21 protein-coding genes are annotated in these 17510 nt (G+C 74.7%); 10 read left to right on the forward strand and 11 right to left on the reverse strand.

All coding sequences use genetic code 11. The features are described 5' to 3' along the window. Positions 1-27: 27 nt before the first annotated feature. A complete protein-coding gene (locus ABZ806_RS21785; protein ID WP_500219167.1) occupies positions 28-597 on the reverse strand; it encodes a hypothetical protein in 570 nt (189 codons plus the stop codon). Between the two features lie 2 nt (positions 598-599). After that, positions 600-1364 (reverse strand): bestrophin-like domain, encoded by a 765-nt coding sequence (locus tag ABZ806_RS21790; RefSeq protein ID WP_500219168.1) that lies wholly within the window; start codon positions 1362-1364, stop codon positions 600-602. 272 nt (positions 1365-1636) lie between these two features. Here ABZ806_RS21790 and kamD point away from each other — a divergent pair, with 272 nt between their 5' ends. The 6 genes from kamD to ABZ806_RS21820 all read left to right on the forward strand — a co-directional run bounded on the left by kamD (position 1637) and on the right by ABZ806_RS21820 (position 8220). Then, positions 1637-3256, forward strand: a complete 1620-nt coding sequence (gene kamD, locus ABZ806_RS21795) for a lysine 5,6-aminomutase subunit alpha (protein ID WP_500219169.1) — start codon at positions 1637-1639, stop codon at positions 3254-3256. After that, positions 3253-4131, forward strand: a complete 879-nt coding sequence (gene kamE, locus ABZ806_RS21800; protein ID WP_500219170.1) for a lysine 5,6-aminomutase subunit beta — start codon at positions 3253-3255, stop codon at positions 4129-4131. The genes kamD and kamE overlap by 4 nt, the downstream gene beginning before the upstream one ends. After that, positions 4124-4519 carry a 3-aminobutyryl-CoA ammonia lyase gene (gene kal, locus ABZ806_RS21805; protein WP_500219172.1) on the forward strand — a complete coding sequence of 132 codons (396 nt, stop codon included), beginning with the start codon at positions 4124-4126 and terminating at the stop codon, positions 4517-4519. Before kamE ends, kal begins: the two co-directional genes overlap by 8 nt. A 562-nt stretch (positions 4520-5081) precedes the next feature. Further along, entirely contained in the window at positions 5082-6812 is a 1731-nt protein-coding gene (gene lnt / locus ABZ806_RS21810; protein WP_500219174.1) for an apolipoprotein N-acyltransferase, read from the forward strand. Between the two features lie 5 nt (positions 6813-6817). Then, positions 6818-7564 carry a polyprenol monophosphomannose synthase gene (locus ABZ806_RS21815; protein WP_500219175.1) on the forward strand — a complete coding sequence of 249 codons (747 nt, stop codon included), beginning with the start codon at positions 6818-6820 and terminating at the stop codon, positions 7562-7564. 107 nt (positions 7565-7671) lie between these two features. Then, positions 7672-8220 carry an FxsA family protein gene (locus ABZ806_RS21820; protein ID WP_500219176.1) on the forward strand — a complete coding sequence of 183 codons (549 nt, stop codon included), beginning with the start codon at positions 7672-7674 and terminating at the stop codon, positions 8218-8220. 22 nt (positions 8221-8242) lie between these two features. Here ABZ806_RS21820 and ABZ806_RS21825 read toward each other — a convergent pair whose 3' ends face one another. The 3 genes from ABZ806_RS21825 to ABZ806_RS21835 are packed head-to-tail and all read right to left on the reverse strand — an operon-like array spanning position 8243 to position 11405. Continuing rightward, entirely contained in the window at positions 8243-9028 is a 786-nt protein-coding gene (locus ABZ806_RS21825; RefSeq protein WP_500219177.1) for an ABC transporter permease, read from the reverse strand. Further along, positions 9025-10479: a DUF1349 domain-containing protein gene (locus ABZ806_RS21830; protein WP_500219178.1), complete on the reverse strand. Its 1455-nt coding sequence runs from the start codon at positions 10477-10479 to the stop codon at positions 9025-9027. Before ABZ806_RS21830 ends, ABZ806_RS21825 begins: the two co-directional genes overlap by 4 nt. After that, entirely contained in the window at positions 10476-11405 is a 930-nt protein-coding gene (locus ABZ806_RS21835) for an ABC transporter ATP-binding protein (protein WP_500219179.1), read from the reverse strand. Before ABZ806_RS21835 ends, ABZ806_RS21830 begins: the two co-directional genes overlap by 4 nt. Before the next feature lie 135 nt (positions 11406-11540). Here ABZ806_RS21835 and ABZ806_RS21840 point away from each other — a divergent pair, with 135 nt between their 5' ends. Both ABZ806_RS21840 and ABZ806_RS21845 read left to right on the forward strand, forming a co-directional pair. Further along, positions 11541-12527, forward strand: coding sequence for a sensor histidine kinase (locus ABZ806_RS21840; RefSeq protein ID WP_500219181.1), 987 nt, complete (start codon positions 11541-11543; stop codon positions 12525-12527). Then, the gene (locus tag ABZ806_RS21845) at positions 12524-13186 is read left to right on the forward strand and encodes a response regulator (protein ID WP_500219182.1); all 663 of its coding nucleotides are present in this window, start codon (positions 12524-12526) and stop codon (positions 13184-13186) included. Before ABZ806_RS21840 ends, ABZ806_RS21845 begins: the two co-directional genes overlap by 4 nt. Before the next feature lie 78 nt (positions 13187-13264). Here ABZ806_RS21845 and ABZ806_RS21850 read toward each other — a convergent pair whose 3' ends face one another. The 3 genes from ABZ806_RS21850 to ABZ806_RS21860 form a co-directional block, all read right to left on the reverse strand. Next, a complete protein-coding gene (locus tag ABZ806_RS21850) occupies positions 13265-13609 on the reverse strand; it encodes an RNA polymerase-binding protein RbpA (protein ID WP_500219242.1) in 345 nt (114 codons plus the stop codon). 157 nt (positions 13610-13766) lie between these two features. Further along, entirely contained in the window at positions 13767-14369 is a 603-nt protein-coding gene (locus tag ABZ806_RS21855) for an ATP-dependent Clp protease proteolytic subunit (protein ID WP_500219183.1), read from the reverse strand. Beyond that, complete coding sequence (locus ABZ806_RS21860) at positions 14366-14938, reverse strand: ClpP family protease (protein ID WP_500219243.1); 573 nt, start codon at positions 14936-14938, stop codon at positions 14366-14368. Before ABZ806_RS21860 ends, ABZ806_RS21855 begins: the two co-directional genes overlap by 4 nt. 172 nt (positions 14939-15110) lie before the next feature. Here ABZ806_RS21860 and ABZ806_RS21865 point away from each other — a divergent pair, with 172 nt between their 5' ends. Further along, positions 15111-15404, forward strand: coding sequence for a type II toxin-antitoxin system Phd/YefM family antitoxin (locus tag ABZ806_RS21865; RefSeq protein ID WP_500219184.1), 294 nt, complete (start codon positions 15111-15113; stop codon positions 15402-15404). Here the strand turns inward: ABZ806_RS21865 and ABZ806_RS21870 are convergent. From ABZ806_RS21870 to ABZ806_RS21880, 3 genes are all read right to left on the reverse strand, one after another. Next, positions 15394-15954, reverse strand: a complete 561-nt coding sequence (locus ABZ806_RS21870) for a type II toxin-antitoxin system prevent-host-death family antitoxin (protein WP_500219185.1) — start codon at positions 15952-15954, stop codon at positions 15394-15396. The two genes, ABZ806_RS21865 and ABZ806_RS21870, sit on opposite strands and share 11 nt — an antisense overlap. A gap of 112 nt (positions 15955-16066) precedes the next feature. Further along, positions 16067-16342 carry a hypothetical protein gene (locus ABZ806_RS21875; RefSeq protein WP_500219186.1) on the reverse strand — a complete coding sequence of 92 codons (276 nt, stop codon included), beginning with the start codon at positions 16340-16342 and terminating at the stop codon, positions 16067-16069. 50 nt (positions 16343-16392) lie between these two features. Beyond that, positions 16393-17181, reverse strand: a complete 789-nt coding sequence (locus ABZ806_RS21880; protein WP_500219187.1) for a glycerophosphodiester phosphodiesterase family protein — start codon at positions 17179-17181, stop codon at positions 16393-16395. A 104-nt stretch (positions 17182-17285) separates the two neighbouring features. Here ABZ806_RS21880 and ABZ806_RS21885 point away from each other — a divergent pair, with 104 nt between their 5' ends. After that, positions 17286-17507: an EF-hand domain-containing protein gene (locus ABZ806_RS21885; RefSeq protein WP_500219188.1), complete on the forward strand. Its 222-nt coding sequence runs from the start codon at positions 17286-17288 to the stop codon at positions 17505-17507. Positions 17508-17510 lie beyond the last annotated feature (3 nt).

Here is a 17510-nt window from a genome sequence, read left to right on the forward strand (position 1 = left end):
GCGTCCCAACCTCACGAGGCGGTACGGCTAGCGGGCGAACGCGATGGCGGTGCCGGCGCTGATGACGACCGCGAGGACGACCAGGACCAGCGAGGTGCTCAGCGGGTTGCGGCGCCGTTCCGGCGCCTTCGCCGCGCGCGGCGCCGTGTGCGCGGGCGCCGGGGACGCCTGCGCGGGCTTCTTCTCCGGCGGCGGCGGGGGCGGCGGGGCCGGACGGGTCCGCGGCGGCGCGGGCGGGGCCGGTGCCGCCACCGGCTCGGGCCTGGGCGGCGGTGCCGGGGCGGGGGAGTGGACGGCCGGCGGCGCGGGCTCGGGCGGCTCCGGTGGCTCGGGCGGCGCCGGCTCCTGCGGCGGCGGGGGAGCCGGGGTCTCGGGCGGCGGTGGGGGCGGCGGCACGGGTGCGGGCGGTTCGCAGGGGGAGCCGCCCTGGCCGGCGCCGGGGCCGATCTCGATGTCGATGCACAGGCTGATCACGGGGTGCGGGACGGGGGGCGGGACGGGGTCGGCGAGCGCGCAGGCCGGGAGGGCGAGCGCGCCCGCGACCGCGGCGGGCAGTACGGCCGGCAGCGCGGCGGCGCGGAACGCGAGCGGGTGCATGGTCAGCCGCCCGCCCCGATGCTCTGCAGTTGCGCCTGCAGATGGGTGAACGCCTCCGGGCCGACCGCGAGGGCGCCGCCGAACACGTGCGCGATGTCGATGGTCAGGTAGGTCCCCGCGGCCAGCAGCGCCGCCATGATCGACAGCGGTATGAGCGTCGCGCCGCGCGGGCGGGCGCCCGACAGGAACGGCAGCAGCAGGACGGCGATGCCGGTGAGGACGGTCACCGCCAGCAGCCCGGCGGGCGGCGTCGTGCGGGCGTCCGCGGCGCGCTGGTTGCGGGCGGTGGATATCTCGCCGAGGTGGTCGAGGACGGCGGTGCGGGCGTCCTTCAGCTCGTCGGTGCCGGCCTTGACGGCGATCACGTAGCGGCGCAGGCCGTCCAGGTCCCGCTGGCCGGCCGGGCTGAGCCGGCCGTGCCGCATGAGCCGCCACTCGGGGCCGCGGACCAGCGCGACGTAGCGGTTCAGCTCCGCCTGGACGTGCCGCGCGTCCGGCGGCGGGAGCCGGCTCGCGGCCCAGTACGCCTCGGAGATCGCCTGGCTCTCGGCGTAGGTGTTGGAGCGCGCCGCGTCGGCGGTGGTCCACGGCACGACGATGGCGATGGCGAACGCCAGCAGGAACAGCGCCGACAGCATCGCGCCGGTGTGCGCGGTGGTGGGCCCGTCGGGGTCGGGGTCGTCCACGCCCCTCCAGTGCCGGACGAGCCGGCTCGCCACGAGCACCACGCCGATCGCGCAGGCCGCTGCCGCACAGTAAACGATCATGCCACCCCCGTTTGCGTCGTCATCACCGGGAGTGAGTCTAATTTCACGTACGGTGGCTACCGGCGGGTTCGGCGCTGACCGTCACCTGGAGGTGACATGACCGCCCGGACAGGGAAGGTGATCGGCGCGGGGTCGGGCAGGTTGGAGGAATGTGCCGCGAGTTCTTGTGAATTACGGTGTTCATGCCGGAAGATCTCCCGTAGAGAACCCGGTGAGAAGGATGATTGTTCGGACCCGGCCTGAGAGGGGCGGCTGCGTGAGGGGAGACGGCCATGGCGCCGCAGGGAAAGCTGGACCTCGACCCGGAGGTGGTGCGCACCGCGCGGCGGCTCGCCGCCCGGGCCGCCGAGCCGATCATCGGGATGGCCCGCTCCCACACGACCGCCTCGGTCGAGCGGGCGCTGCTGCGCCTGGCCGGCCTCACCGGCGCCGACGACGAGGGGCGCCCCTGGGCCAACCACCTCGCCGACGCCGTCCGCGGCCAGGTCGGCCTTGAGCACGGCCTCGCCCTGCCGGTCTGGGACGCGCTGCTGAACGGCCCGCACGGCTCCCTCGCCGACCTCGCCCAGGCCGCCGCGCGCGGCCGGGTGTCGTTCCGGCTCCCGTCCGGCGCCGACGCCGGCCACGCCCGCAAGGCCGCGGGCGAGGCCGCGCGCGGCGGCATGGCCCGCATCGACCGGCGCCGCGCCGAGCGCGACCGGCTGCTCGCCGAGCTGCCGGCCCCCGACACCGCCGACCCGCCGCGCCCGCTGGTCTACCTGATCGTGGCGACCGGCGACATCTACGAGGACGTCCCGCAGGCGCAGGCCGCCGCCCGCGAGGGCGCCGACGTCGTCGCGGTGATCCGCTCCACCGGCCAGTCGCTGCTGGACTTCGTCCCCGAGGGCGCCACCCGCGAGGGCTACGCCGGCACCTACGCCACCCGGGAGAACTTCCGGCTGATGCGCGCCGCGCTGGACGACGTCTCCCGTGAACTCGGCCGCTACGTCCGGCTGACGAACTACGCCTCCGGGCTGTGCATGCCGGAGATCGCGACGCTCGCCGGGCTGGAGCGCCTGGACATGATGCTGAACGACTGCATGTACGGGATCATCTTCCGCGACATCAACCCGCGCCGCACGTTCATCGACCAGCGCTTCTCCCGGCAGATCCACGCCCGCGCCGGCATCGTCATCAACACCGGCGAGGACAACTACCTCACCACCGCCGACGCGGTCGACGCCGCGCACACCGTCATCGTCAGCCAGCTGCTGAACGAGCGGTTCGGGCACGAGGCGGGCCTCACCGACGCGCAGCTCGGCCTCGGCCACGCCTTCGAGATCGACCCGGCGATCCCCGAGTCGTTCCGGCTGGAGCTCGCGCACGCCCAGCTCGTCCGGGAGCTGTTCCCCGGCGCGCCGCTGAAGTACATGCCGCCGACCAAGCACATGACCGGCAACATCTTCGCCGGCTACCTGCTGGACGCCTTCTTCAACCTCGCCGGCGTGATGACCGGCCAGTCGATCATCCTGATCGGGATGATGACCGAGGGCATCCACACCCCGTGGCTGTCGGACCGCGACCTGGCGCTGGAGAACGTCCGCTACGTCCGCGACGCGTGCGGGAACCTCGCCGAGGACTTCATGCCCCGCCCGGACGGGATGCTCGTCCAGCGCGCCAAGCAGGTCCTGTCGGAGTCGGTCGACCTGCTCGGCCGCATCGCCGACGACGGGCTGCTCGACGCGATCGCCGAGGGCACGTTCGGCGTCACCCGCCGCCCGCCCGACGGCGGCAAGGGCCTGGACGGCGTCGTGCCCCGCGCCGACGGCTACTTCAACCCCGCGATCGAGATCCTCGACACCGAGGACCCGCACGCCGCCCGCGCCGACACCGAGCAGGAGGTGCCCGCATGACGGTCGAGAGCACCGGAACCGGCACGCAGACCCCGCCGGGGACCCCGGCCGAACCCGCCGACACCCGGCAGATCATCCGCCCCTACGGCGACACCACCGGCGACGGCATGGTGCAGATGTCGTTCACGCTGCCCGTCCCCGCCGGCAAGCGCGCCGACGCCGCCGCCCTCCAGCTCGCCGGGAAGATGGGCCTGGACCCCGCCAGCGTCGTGCACGCCAAGCCGATGGGGCCCGACTTCACCTTCTTCATCGTGTACGGGAAGGTGCGGCACCTGATCGACTACGCGTCCATCCCCGTCCCGGAGGAGCGCGCCTACCCGCTGCTGACCTCGCAGGAGGTGAACCTGGCGATCCGCGAGGGGATGAACCGGCCGCTGGTCGTCGTCGGCGCCTGCATCGGCACCGACGCGCACACCGTCGGCATCGACGCGATCCTGAACGTCAAGGGGTTCGCGGGCGAGAAGGGCCTGGAGTACTACCGGGAGATCCAGGTCGTGAACATGGGCGCCCAGGTCACCGTCGAGGAGCTGGTGGAGCGCGCCAAGGCCGAGGACGCCGACGCCGTCCTGGTCTCCCAGGTCGTCACCCAGCGCAACGCCCACCTGCACAACACCAAGCAGATGGCCGCCGCGTTCCACGCCGAGTACCCGACCGCGGTCGCCGGCGGGATGGGCCGCCCGCTGCTGGTCGTCGGCGGCCCGCGCTTCGACACCGTCACCGAGGCCGACCTCGGCGTCGACCGGATCTTCGGCAAGGGCACCACGCCCGCCGAGGTCGCCAGCTACCTCGTCCACGCCCTGCTCCCCGACCAGCTCCCCGACCAGCCGACCGACCAGCCGCCCGCCCGCGACGACGGAGAGACCCACGATGAGTGATCCGCGCGAGGGGACGGCCGTCACGCACCGCCGCTACGTCCCCTACTCCCACGCCCACTACGCGGGCGACCTGGTGGACGGCGCCTACATCCTCGGGCTGTTCGGGGACGCCGCGACCGAGCTGTGCATCCGCACCGACGGCGACGAGGGCCTGTTCGCCTCCTACACCGACGTCCAGTTCCGCGCGCCGGTCAAGGCCGGGGACGTGCTGGAGACCACCGCCGTCCTCGTCCGGGCCGGCACCCGCAGCCGCGCGATGGCGTTCGAGGCCCGCGTGGTGTGCCGGGGCCGCCCCGAGGAGGGGGAGTCCGCCGCGCGGCTGCTGCCGGAGCCGATCATCGCCGTCACCGCGACCGGTACGGTGGTCGTCGCCGCACCCGGCGGCTGACCGCGCCGCCCCGTCGGCGCCGCGCCGCCGCCACGCCATGATCGCCGATCTTCCGGGCCGATTTCCCGGGCCGGTGATCATGGCGTTGACCTGCGGTGACACCGTGTCACCGCAGAACATGGCGCGGTTGACACCGGGCCGTGAGCCGGTAGTTTTGCTGCAGTCCAGCACGGGACTCACCGATCGGCCGCCCGAGGCGCCGCCGGGCACCGCAGCACGACGGGGACGGGGATCACGCGAGTGGTCGGCAACGTGCCCGCCTCAACCAGTGCGGTGCGCCGGGAGCGGACCCGGGCGGAGCCGCCCGATCGCGCGGGGGGTTGGACCCGGGAAGGGCCCGGACATCCAGTAGAAAACGGAGTTTCGCTCTCACCGCCTGTGAGACGGCTCCGGCCCGACGGATGTCGCGGGCCCTCTTCCGTGTCCGCGCCCCCGCCCGCACTGACCCCCGCACCGGCCCCGCACCCCGGCACCCCCCGCCCGCGCTCACGGGCCGTGGTCGCCGCGGGCGCCCGCGCCCGGTAGCGTTCCGGGGAGACGAAGAACGAACGAGGTGGGGGACGTGGCCCAGGAGACCCTCCCGGACCGGTCGCCGGCCCGGGGCCCCGGCGAGGGCCCGGACGGCGCGCCCGGCGGCGAGGCGCCGCGCGGCCGGCTGGGCCGGCTCGGCGCCGGCCTGCGCCGCGGCGGCCGCGCGGGCTGGCCCCGCACCCTGCTGGCCGCGGCCGCCGGGCTGACCATGTGGCTGGCGTTCCCGCCGATCGACCTCACCTTCCTCGCCCCTGTGGGCGTCGCGCTGCTGACGCTGGTGCTGCGCGGACAGCGGCCCCGCACGGGCGCCTGGCTGGCGTTCGTCGCCGGCGCCGCGTTCTTCGTCCCCGCCCTGGAGGGCATCATCCGGATCGGCCCGGACGGCTGGATCCTCCTCAGCTTCGTCCAGGCCGCCTACTTCCTGCCGATGGGCGCCGGGATCGCCGTCGTCACCCGGCTGCCCGCCTGGCCGGTCTGGACGGCCGCGCTGTGGGTCGCCGAGGAGCTGGTCCGCGGCCGCGTCCCCTTCGGCGGGTTCCCCTGGGCGCGGCTGGCGTTCAGCCAGACCGCCACGCCGCTGACCCCGTACGCGTCCTACGGCGGCGCGCCGCTGGTGACGTTCCTGACCGCGCTGCTCGGCGGGCTGCTCGCCTACGCCGCCGTCGCCGCCCACCGCGCCCGCCGAGCCCGCCGCGGCGACCGCGCCTCCGCCGGCGCCTCCGACGGCGCCTCCGCCGGCGCCTCCGACGGCGCCTCCGCCGGGGACCGGGACGAGGCCCCCGGCCCGCGGCGCCTGCTCGTGCCGGCCGCGGGCGCCCTCGCGCTGATCGCCGCCGTCACGGGCGGCGGGCTGCTGATCCCCACCCCGACCGCCGGCCGGCCCGTGACGGTCGCGGTGATCCAGGGCAACGTGCCGCGCCTCGGCCTGGACTTCCTCGGCCAGCGCAAGGCCGTCCTGAACAACCACGTCAAGGCCACCCACGAGCTGGCCGCGCGGGTCCGCGCCGGCGAGGTCGCCAGGCCCGAGCTGGTCGTGTGGCCGGAGAACGCCAGCGATCTCGACCCCTACGAGGAGCCGGACGCCTACAACGCCATCGACGGCGCCGTGAAGGACGTCGGCGTCCCCGTCCTGGTCGGCGCGCTCACCGACACCCCCGACGGGGAGAAGGTCGAGAACCGCGGCATCGTCTGGGACCCGCGGTCCGGCCCCGGCGACTACTACGTCAAGCGGCACCCGGTGCCGTTCGGGGAGTACCTGCCGTTCCGCGACGTCCTCACCAAGCTGATCACCCGGTTCGAGCGGATCCCGCGCGACTTCGCCAAGGGCACCCGGTCGGGCGTGATGCGGCTCGGGCCGGTGGACATCGGCGACGTGATCTGCTTCGAGGTGGCCTACGACAAGGAGGTCCGCGACGTGGCGCGCGGCGACATCCTGGTCGTGCAGACCAACAACGCCACCTACGGCCGCACCAGCCTGCCGCCGCAGCAGATCGCGATGTCGCGGCTGCGCGCGGTCGAGCACGGCCGTACGATCTTGGTCGCGGCGACCAGCGGGATCAGCGCGATCGTCGCGCCGGACGGCCGGATGCTCGAGGAGTCCCGCGAGTTCGTCCCCGACATCCAGGTCCGGACCGTCCCGGCCCGCACCGCGCGGACGCTGTCGGACCGCCTCGGGGAGGCGCCGGAGTGGGTGCTCGCGGCGCTCGCGCTCGGCGCGGTCCTCGCGGCGGCATGGACAGCCAGGAAGAACGAGGGGAATTGACACCGATGGAGATCCCAGCCGACCTCGGCCGGGTGCTCGTGATCATCCCGACCTACAACGAGCGGGACAACATCGAGCGCATCACCGCACGGGTGCGCAAGGCCGTCCCGGCGGTCGACGTCCTGGTGGTCGACGACGCCAGCCCCGACGGCACCGGCGACCTCGCCGACGCGATGGCCGAGAAGGACGAGCAGCTCAAGGTCCTGCACCGCGGCGGCAAGGACGGGCTCGGCCCCGCCTACATCGCCGGGTTCCGGTGGGCCGCCGAGCACGGCTACGACGTCATGGTCGAGATGGACGCCGACGGCTCCCACCAGCCCGAGGAGCTGCCGCGGCTGCTGGCCGCGCTGGCGGACGCCGACCTGGTCATCGGGGCCCGCTGGGTGCCCGGCGGCAAGGTCCGCAACTGGCCGAAGCGGCGCGAGGCGCTGTCGCGCGGCGCCAACACCTATGCCCGGCTGATGCTCGGCATCCCGCTGCACGACGCCACCGCCGGGTACCGGGCGTTCCGCGCCGCGACGCTGGCGAAGATCGGGCTGGAGGAGGTCGACTCGCGCGGCTACTGCTTCCAGATCGACCTGGCGCTGCGGGCGCTGCGGCAGGGCCTGCGGGTGGTGGAGGTGCCGATCACGTTCGTCGAGCGCGAGCACGGCACCAGCAAGATGAGCCGGGACGTGATGGCCGAGGCGGCGGTGCGCATCACCCAGTGGGGCATGGCCGACCGCGTCGGCAGGCTGCGCCCGCCCCGCTGAGGGCCGCTGAGGGCCGCCGGGGGCGGCGGGGCCAGTGGGGAAACGATCGGGCCCGTCCCGGCGTTGTACAGGGGAGAGGCTTTTGTGACGACCCCGAAAATGGAGCCATGCTGCCGCTGCTGATCCTCCTGGCGTTCCTGCTCGTGCCCGCCCTGGAGATCTTCGTGCTGATCCTGGTCGGCGGGGCGATCGGCGCCTGGCCGGTGATCGGGCTGCTGGCCGCCGAGACCGTGCTGGGGGCCTGGCTCGTCCGGCGGGAGGGCCGCCGGGCGTGGGGCGCGCTCAACGACACCGTCCGCACCGGCGTCCTGCGGGACCGCGAACTCGGCGACGCCGCGCTGGTGATGGCCGGCGGGATGCTGCTGCTGTTCCCCGGCTTCGTCACCGACGTGCTCGGCCTCGCGCTCGTGCTGCCGTTCACCCGGCCCCTGGTCCGGCGGGCGCTGTCGGCGTTCGCCGCGCGGCGGCTGCGGGCCGCCGAGGAGCGGGCCGCGACCGTGTTCCCGCCCGGCCCCGGCGGCGCCGGGTTCGACCCGTTCGGCCGGGGCCCCGGCCCCGGCCGCGTGGAGACCCCGCCGGGACCGGTGGTCCGCGGCGAGGTCATCCGCGAGGACGAGGCCGTCCGCGGGGACGGCGGCACCGCGTCGCGCGCCTGAGCGGACGCGCCGCCCCGAGGGGCTAGGCGTCCCGCGCGGCGAGCAGGGCACCGCCCGCCAGCAGCGCCGCCGCCGCGTACCCGGCGAGGACGCCGAGGCCCTCCCACGGCCCGATCGGCAGCCGGTCCAGGTCCCGCGTCGCCTGCACGGCCAGGCCCGCGGGCATCGGCGACACCTTCTCCAGCCGGTCCTGCCAGGTCGCGCCGGCCGCCAGCCGGTTGATCACCGGGACGATCCACAGCAGCGCCAGCACCGCCGTGACCGCCGCCGCCTGCTCCCGCAGCGCCGTCCCCACCCCGAGCGCCAGCAGCGCCACCAGCACCAGGTACAGGACGGTCCCGGCGGCGGCGCGCGCCGTCGGGCCGTCCAGCGGGGACAGCGGCGGGTAGCCGTTCGCGGCCGTGAACCCGCCGCCGGGCAGCAGTCCGCGCCCGGCCGCCAGCGACGCCAGCACCCCGAGGGCCCCGGCGGCGGTGACCGCGCCCGCGACGACGGCGGCCTTGGCGGCCAGCACCGCGGTCCGGCGGGGGACGGCGGCCAGCGTCGCCGCGATCGTCCCGGTGGCGTACTCGCCGCCGACCGCCAGCACCCCGAGCACGACGGCGGCGACCTGCCCGATCTGGACGCCCGACAGCGCCAGCTTCGGCGTGTCCTCCATGCAGCCAGCGGGGCTCGTGCAGTGGGAAGTGTCGACGGAGCCGGTCACGGCGGCGCCCACGGCGGCCGTGAGCACCGCCAGGGCGGCCAGCACCCACCAGGTGCTCGGCAGCGTCCGCAGCTTCGTCCACTCGGCGTGCAGGGCGTTCACGCGTCCCTCTTCCGGATCAGCCAGGCCGCGGCGGCCAGGGCCGCCGCCGTGTAGGCGCACAGGACCCCGAAGCCCGCCCACGGGGCGATGGCCTGGTCGAACCGCGGGACGGTGTGCTGGATCGCGAACCCGGCGGCCGGGGTGAGGCGCTCCAGCCACCGCGCCGCCGACAGCGGCAGCCCCGTCGCGACGATCTGCGGGACGAGCAGGAGCAGCAGCACGATCGTGATGGCGGGCGCGCTGCGCCGCACGATCACCGCGACCGACAGGGAGAACACCGCGACGGCGCCGAGCAGCGCCGCCGTGCCGAGGACGGCGCGCAGCACCGCGCCGTCCGACAGCGGCGGCGGCGACATCCCGTGCGAGCGGAGCACCGGTCCGGCCAGCAGCACCGCGCCCAGCGCCGCCGCGAGCCCGGCGCCCAGCCCCGCCAGCCCCGCCACGACGGCCTTGGCCGCCAGGACCCGGCCGCGGCGCGGGGACGCGGCGAACGTCGTGCGCAGCATCCCGCGGCGGAACTCGGCCGTCACGAACAGCACCGCGAGCGCGACGACCGCCGCCTGCCCGATCAGCACGCCGGTGAGGGTGGTCCGGGTGATGTCGTCGGCGAACTCGTCGGGGCCGATGTCGCCCGTGCCCTTCAGCGTGAACGTCCCGCCGGACCCGGTGCGGCCGTCGGCGTCCGGGTCGGCCGCCGGCCCGCCGGGCGTGCCCCGGTCGCGCCACGCCGCGCCCGGCGCCGCAGGCGAGAGCGACACGTGGTCGAACGTCGCGCGGGTGTCGCCGGGGCTGCCGGAGACGCTCTCGCCGCCGAACTGGCGCTGCACCTCGACGTGGTCGGGCACGGCCACGAACATGCCCGCCAGGGCCCGCTCCGGCAGCCCGTCCAGGCGGACCGAGCCGACGCGGTGCCAGGCCCGCCCGTCGGGGGAGTCGTAGCCGGTCACGGTCGTGCCGGAGCGGGTCAGCCTCAGCCAGCGCGGCAGGGCCGCCGCGCCGCCGCCCTGGCCGCCGCTCGCGTAGCCGGTCTGCAGCCGCACGCCGTGGCCCGGCGTCACCATCAGGGCCGCGTAGGGGGTGCCGCGCTGCGCGCTGCCCCGGAGCATCAGCCCGGCCTTCGCCCACGCGCCGCCGCCGTCCTGGGCCGCGACCCTGGCGGTCACCGAGCCGTCCCCCGCGAGCGGCCGGTAGGTGAAGTGCCCGAGGTCGAACGTCCCCGTCGGCGGGGGCGCGGCGTCGCCGCCGCCCGAGCCCGTGGAGTCGGTGCCCGCCGCCGACAGCAGCGCCACCAGGACCGTGAGCAGGACCGACGCCAGCAGGGTCAGCATCCAGCGGGGGACGGTGCGCAGCTTGGTCCACTCGGCCAGCAGCAGCCGGCCGAACCCGTCCCGCGCCTGCGCCAGGACGGCGCTGCGGTACGGCGTCCCCGCGGGGGGAGCGGGGGCGGTCACCGGGCCCCCTGCCCGGTCACGGCCTGGAACTCCACCGCGTCCCTGGTCAGCTCCATGTAGGCCTCCTCCAGTGTCGCCCGGTGCGCGGAGATCCCGCTGAACGCGACCCCGGCGCCGGTCAGCAGCGCGATGATCCGCTCGGACGGCAGGCCCGCGACCGTCACCGCGTCCGGCCCGGTGGCGGTGGCGGTGGCGCCCGCGCGGGCCAGCACCGTCATGGCCCCCTGCCGCTCGGCGGTGCGCAGCTCGACCCGGCCGCCGGACGCGGCGTCCAGCAGGTCCGCGACGCTGGTGTCGGCGATCAGCCGGCCCCGCCCGATCACCACCAGGTGGTCGGCGCCGCCCTCCAGTTCGCTCATCAGATGGCTGGACACCAGCACCGCCCGCCCCTCGGCGGCCAGCGACCGCAGCAGCCCCCGGATCCAGGCGATGCCCTCGGGGTCCAGGCCGTTGACCGGCTCGTCGAACATCAGCACCGGCGGATCCCCGAGCAGCGCCGCGGCGATCCCGAGCCGCTGCCGCATGCCGAGCGAGAACCCGCCCGCCCGGCGCCGCGCCGCGCTCGCCAGGCCGGCCAGCTCGATCACCTCGTCCACCCGCCGGGCCGGCAGCCCGTTGGCGTGCGCGAGCCAGCGCAGATGGTCGCGGGCCCGCCGGGCCGGATGCACCGCCGCCGCGTCCAGCATCGCGCCGAGCCGGCACAGCGGCGTCCGCAGCGACCGGTAGGGCCGCCCGCCGACCAGCGCCGTCCCGGCGTCGGGCCGGTCCAGGCCCATGATCATCCGCATGGTGGTGGACTTGCCGGCGCCGTTGGGGCCGACGAACCCGGTGACCTGCCCGGGCCCCGCGGTGAACGACAGGTCGTCCACCGCGACCGCCGCCCCGTACCGCTTGCGCAGGCCCCGCACTTCGATGGTTGCCTCCATGCCCAGGGAGGCTACGGACCGGGCCGGTCCCGCGTCGTCCCGCCGGGGAGCCGTCTCGGCGGGGCGGGGCCGGGGGACGCGGGTCCCTCCCGGGAGGGACGCCGCCGGGCCGCCGCACGCGCGACAATGGCGTCCGTGGGGGAGATCGGCGGGCGGTCGCGGTGGCCGGTTGCGGGCGCCTGCCTGGCCGCGGCGGGCGCCGCCGAGGCCGTCGTGCGCACGCACGGGTCGGGCGCCGTGCTGTCCCTGGCGATCGTGGTGGACGTGTGCGCCACGCTGCCGCTCGCGCTGGCCCGCGACCGGATCACCGGTGCCGCCGCGGCGATCACGGTCGCGGCCGCCGCGGCGTGCGTGCTGCACCGCGGTCCCGCCGTCGCCGCGCTGGTGGCGCTCGGCACCGTCTGGGCGGTGCTGGTGCGGCGGCGGCTCGCCCGGCGGCGCGCCGCGGCCGCCGCGCTCGCCGCGTCCCGCCGCGCGTTCGAGAGCACCCTGCTGGAGCACACCGCGCGGGGCGAGCGGGCCCGCATCGCCCGCGAGCTGCACGACGTCGTCGCCCACCATATATCGATGATCTCCGTGCAGGCCGAGACGGCGCGGCTCGCCGTCCCCGGGATGCCCGCCGAGGGCGCCGAGCGGCTGCTGGCCATCGGCGACACCGCCCGGACCGCGCTCACCGAGATGCGGCGGCTGCTCGGCGTGCTGCGCGAGGACGCCGGCGCCGAGCCGACCCGCCGCCCCCAGCCGGGCCTGCAGCAGCTCCTGGACCTCGTCGACGAGTCCCGCGGGCCGGTCGCCGCCGGGGTCCGGCTGATCGTCCGCGGGGACGTCACCGCGCTCGACCCCGGCCTGGAGCTCGCCGCCTACCGGATCGCGCAGGAGGCGCTCACCAACGCGCGGCGGCACGCCCCCGGCGCCGCCGTCGACGTGGAGCTCGACTACGCGCCGGACGCGCTGCGGGTCACCGTCCGCGACAACGGCCCCGGCCCGGGCGCGGGCGCCGCCGGGCACGGGCTGCTCGGCATGCGCGAGCGCGCCGCCGCCGTCGGCGGCGACCTGCGCGCCGGGCCCGGCCCGGTCGGCGGGTTCCTGGTCGAGGCGAGGCTGCCGCTGGAGGTGCCGTGACCGTCCGCGTGGTGGTCGCCGACGACCAGGAGGTCGTCCGCGCGGGGTTCGGGGCGCTGCTCGGCACCCAGCCGGACCTGGCGGTCGTGGCGACCGCGTCCGACGGCGCCGGGACCGTCGCGGTATGCCGCGAGCACCGGCCCGACGTCGTGCTCATGGACGTGCGGATGCCCGTCATGGACGGCATCGAGGCCACCCGCCGCGTCACCGCCGAACCGGACCCGCCGCGCGTCCTCATGCTGACCACGTTCGACCTCGACGAGCACGTCTACGACGCCCTCGTCGCGGGCGCCAGCGGCTTCCTGCTCAAGGACGTCACCGCCGAGCGGCTGTTCGACGCCGTCCGGGTCGTCGCCGCGGGGGAGGCGCTGCTCGCCCCGGCCGTCACCCGCCGCCTCATCGGCGAGTTCGCCCGGCTGCGTCCCCGGCCGCCCGACCGGGGCGTCCTGGCCGGGCTCACCCCGCGCGAGACCGAGGTGCTCCGGCTGGTCGCCGGGGGACTGTCCAACGCCGAGATCGCCGCCCGCCTCGTCGTGGGGGAGGAGACGGTGAAGACTCACGTCAGCCGGATCCTGCGCAAGCTCGGGCTCCGCGACCGCGTGCAGGCCGTCGTCGCCGCCTACGAGAGCGGCCTCGTCCGTCCCCGCACCGGCCCCTGACGCCGTTCCGGCGCCCGGACAGGGAACGGGCCCGCACCGTCGCCGGTACGGGCCCGTGGAAAAGACTTCCCTCGTTCGCTATGCGGACTTCCTGCGTCCTGCCCGCAGGATCTCCAGGCGCTCGGCGAGGACCTCCTCCAGGTCCTCGACGGTCCTGCGCTCCATGAGCATGTCCCAGTGGGTCCGCGGCGGCTTCCCCTTCTTCGCTTGCGGCAGCTCCCCGTCGACCCGCAGGGCCGTGGCGCCGCAGCTGCGGCATTCCCAGGTCATCGGCACCTCGGCCTCCGCGGCGAGCGTCACGGTGAACCGGTGGCCCTTCGTGCAGGTATAGTCCACCTCTTGACGAGGGGCCAGATCGGTATTGCGATCGTTCTCGTAGCTCGTCGCTCCGAGTCGGGTGCCGCGAAGTGCGCGCTCGGCCATCGTCACGTGCCTCCCAGACGGCTTGCGGTCTTGCCCTGACCAACGCTGAACACCCCGACAAGATTCCCTCGCCCGGGGTGATCCAACCCTGCAGTTTCCGGCCGCCCCGGGCCGCCGCCGCGGAACCTGCGGTCCCGCGGGCCGCTCAGCGCGTGGTTCAGCGCGTGGTGACGACCGCGTCGACCAGCCCGTACTCCGCGGCCTCCGCGGCGGTGAAGTACCGCTCGCGGTCCAGGTCGCGCCGCACCGTCGCGGGGTCGCGGCCGGTCGCCTCCGCCAGGATCGTCTCGGTCTGCTCGCGCAGCCGCAGCACCTCCCGCGCCTGGATGTCCAGGTCGGTGGCGTAGCCGCGGGACACCTCGATCTCCGGCTCGTGCAGCAGGATCCGCGCGCCGCGCAGCGCCTGCCGCCGTCCCGGCGAGCCCGCCGCCAGCAGCACCGCCGCCGCCGACCCGGCCTGCCCGACGCACGTCGTCTCGACCTCGGGCCGGACGTAGCGCATCGTGTCGCAGATCGCCAGCATCGCCGTCAGCGACCCGCCCGGCGAGTTGATGTAGAGCGCGATGGGCCGGTCGGGGTCCATCCCCTCCAGCGCCAGCAGCTGCGCGGTGACGTCGTTGGCGCTGGTGTCGTCCACCGGCGCGCCGAGGAACACGATGCGGTCCTCGAAGAGCCTGTTGTAGGGGTTGGTGTCCTTGCGGCCGTAGCTCGTCTGCTCCTCGTACTCGGGGACGAGGTACCGCCGTTCCGCACGTGTCATGTGCCCACCCGGTCGGTGCTGTCGATGACGTGGTCGACGAAGCCGTAGTCGCGGGCCTCCTCGGCGGTGAACCACGCGTCGCGGTCGCTGTCGGCCTCGATCTGCTCCAGCGGCTGCCCGGTGTGGAACGCGGTGCGCTCGGCCAGGGTCCGCTTGAGGTAGAGCGACTGCTCCGCCTGGATCTTGATGTCGGACGCGGTGCCGCCGATCCCGCCGTGCGGCTGGTGCATCATCACCCGCGCGTGCCGCAGCGCGTACCGCTTGCCCGGCGTCCCCGCGCACAGCAGCGTCTGTCCCATGGAGGCCGCCATGCCCATCGCGACCGTGGATATGTCGTTCGGGACGAACTGCATCATGTCGTAGATCGCCATGCCGGCGTCCACGACCCCGCCGGGCGAGTTGAGGTAGATCGTGATGTCGCGCCGCGCGTCCTCGGCCGCGAGCAGCAGCAGCTGCGCGTTCACCCGGTTGGCGAGCGCGTCGTCGATCTCGCTCCCGAGGAACACGATCCGCTGCGCGAGCAGCCGATCGAACAACTGCGCGTCCGCGATCCGCGGCACCTCCGCCACAGCCGCCCGCGACCTCCCCGCGAACGTCTCGGCCAGTCGCTCGCCGTCTTGCCTCGGTCCGCTGCTCACGGCACCCTCCTCGATCACCCGTACGTTACGTACGCTCTGTACATGAGAGCGTATTACCGCCCGGGAGGCCGGGCCAGGGGGAGATCGGGTGTTTCGCTATACGATGAATGACGTGGATGTTCCGGTGACCGAAGCACGAGCCCAGTTCGCGGATCTGGTGAACCGGGTCGCCTACACGGGCGAGCCCGTCAAGCTCACGCGGCGCGGCAAGGTGATGGCCGCCCTGGTCAGCCCGGAGGACCTGGAACTGCTGGAGGCGATCCGCGCCCAGCGCCTCGACCTCCAGGCCGGCGGCGCGGTCCCCCCGAGCCCGCCGCCCCGTCCCGCCGAACGCCCGCAGCAGTCCCCGCCCTTGCGCATCGCCGCCGAATACCGCCCGCCCGGCTTCAACCGCTGATCCCCGACGCGCGCCGGCGCCGGATCTCCAGGAGCAACTCCCAATCCTCGGGACTGACGATCGCCGCCACCGGCTTGTTATGGCGGGTGATGGTCACAGGTGGGCCGCCGTAGCAGACCTCGTTGACGAACTCCTTCAACCGCATTCGCACCTCGGTGGCGGTCACACAAGGTCCGAGGCTTTCTCCGGCGAGTTCCTCCAGTCTTCGGCGGGCGAGCTTGCGGGCCTCCCCTGAGGGGTTCCAGCCGGGGCGGTCCGCGACGTTGTGGAGCGGACTTTCCATCCGTATGGCCGCGAGTTCGGCCACTCGCGCCTCTTCCCGATCGTGCAGATGCTCGACGTGGACGAAGCTCACGTCGTCCCACCACGGCGACATGCGTTGGTGACGACTCCAGCGGATGTTCGGATCGCCAGCCGTGATCCCGACGTACAGGAGCCTGCCCTGCCCGTTGAAGAAGCGGTACAGGGTGTGGATCAGCGTGTTGCCGCGCTTGATCTCCTCGGGCAACGCGAGATCGTTTGGCGAGGAGTGCGGATCGAATGCTCGCACGGTCGTTCCCTTCGAGCTGCACATGATGGCTGACAGTGGTGGATGCAATCCATACTGTAGTCGAATGTGAGATCGATGGACTGGTCATCATAGAAATCGAGTGGGCGTTCGATTACCGGCGCGCACGGGCCTGCCCGTCGGCGCGGACGGCGCGTGGTCCCGGGTCCGGCCGCTGGTGGACGGCGAGCGGGGGATGCTCGCGCACCGCGAGGCCGACGGCAGCCCGCACGTCTACGCGGCGCTGCGGGCCGGCGACGCGGCGCACCTGGTCGGCCGGTTCGCCTCCCACCGGGTGCTCGGGATCGCCGTCGTCCTGGCCGGCACACGTCAGCCTCCACCACGACTTCACCCCTGCCGAGCACCAGACGGCCGCGCTCGGCCAGTTCACCGCCTGGCTCGCGGCCTTGTCCGGCTTGCGCGCCGCCGCCTGATCCCTCGTCAGGCGGTCCAGAGGCCGCGGGAGGTCATGATGCGGCGGAGGGTCGGGAGCTCGTCGGTCATGATGCCGTCGATGCCGATGTCCAGGAGGCGCTTCATCGCGGCGGGATCGTTGACCGTCCAGGCGTGGACCTGCAGGCCGAGGCGGTGGGCGTGGTCGATGAACGCCTCGGTGACGAAGGGGACGGGGCCGAGGCCGTAGGGGACCTGGGCGCAGGCGACGCCGGTGGCGGCCAGCCGGACGAGCTTGGCCGCGGGGCCGCCGTAGGACCGGGCGCGCAGCGCCATCACGCCGCGGGGGCCGAGCGCCATGCACACGTCGCGATCGGTGAACAGGGGGAGGCGGGCGCGCATCTGGGCCAGGCGGCGGGTGGAGAAGGACGTGATGCAGACCCGGTTCCAGGCGTTGGTGCGGTGCAGCGTCGTGGCGAGCGGGCCGATGACGTGGGCGTCCTTCAGGTCGATGTTGACGCGGGCGTCAGGGAAGGAGCCGAGGACGTCCTCCAGGCGGGGGATGGGTTCGGTGCCGTCGATGCGGGCCTTGGCGACCTCGGCGTAGGGGAGCCGGGAGAGGGTGCCGGTGCGGTCGGTGACGCGGCCGAGGGTGCGGTCGTGGAAGGCGACGACGACGCCGTCGGCGGTGGCGTGGGCGTCGGTCTCCAGGTAGCGGTAGCCGAGGCCGGTGGCGTGCTGGAACGCGGCCATGGAGTTCTCCGGGCGCCCCGCTCCGCCGCGGTGGGCGAAGGGGATCGGGCCCGGATGGTCGAGGAACTCATGCGATCGGCGCACCCGTCCGATTATGGCGGACCGGGCGGCCGACCCTGACCTTACTGTGTAAAGGGCCGCGGCGTGATGCTACCGTCGCCCCGCAGTCGATCAACGGAGGAGCAGCCATGGCTGGCGCAGACGACTACAGGGCGACGTTCGAGCTGGTGGACGTCGACGGCGACGGCTACATCTCGACGGCCGAGCTGAAGAACCTGATGAGCAAGCTCGGCCAGGACATCACCGCCACCCGGGCGGTGGAGGTGGTCGTGGCCGCCGACGCCAACGGGGACGGCAAGATCTCCCTGGCGGAGTTCACCGCGCTGATGGAGCAGGCGCCGCGTCCCTGACCG

This window comes from Spirillospora sp. NPDC047418, assembly GCF_040643275.1.
Lineage (GTDB): Bacteria > Actinomycetota > Actinomycetes > Streptosporangiales > Streptosporangiaceae > Spirillospora.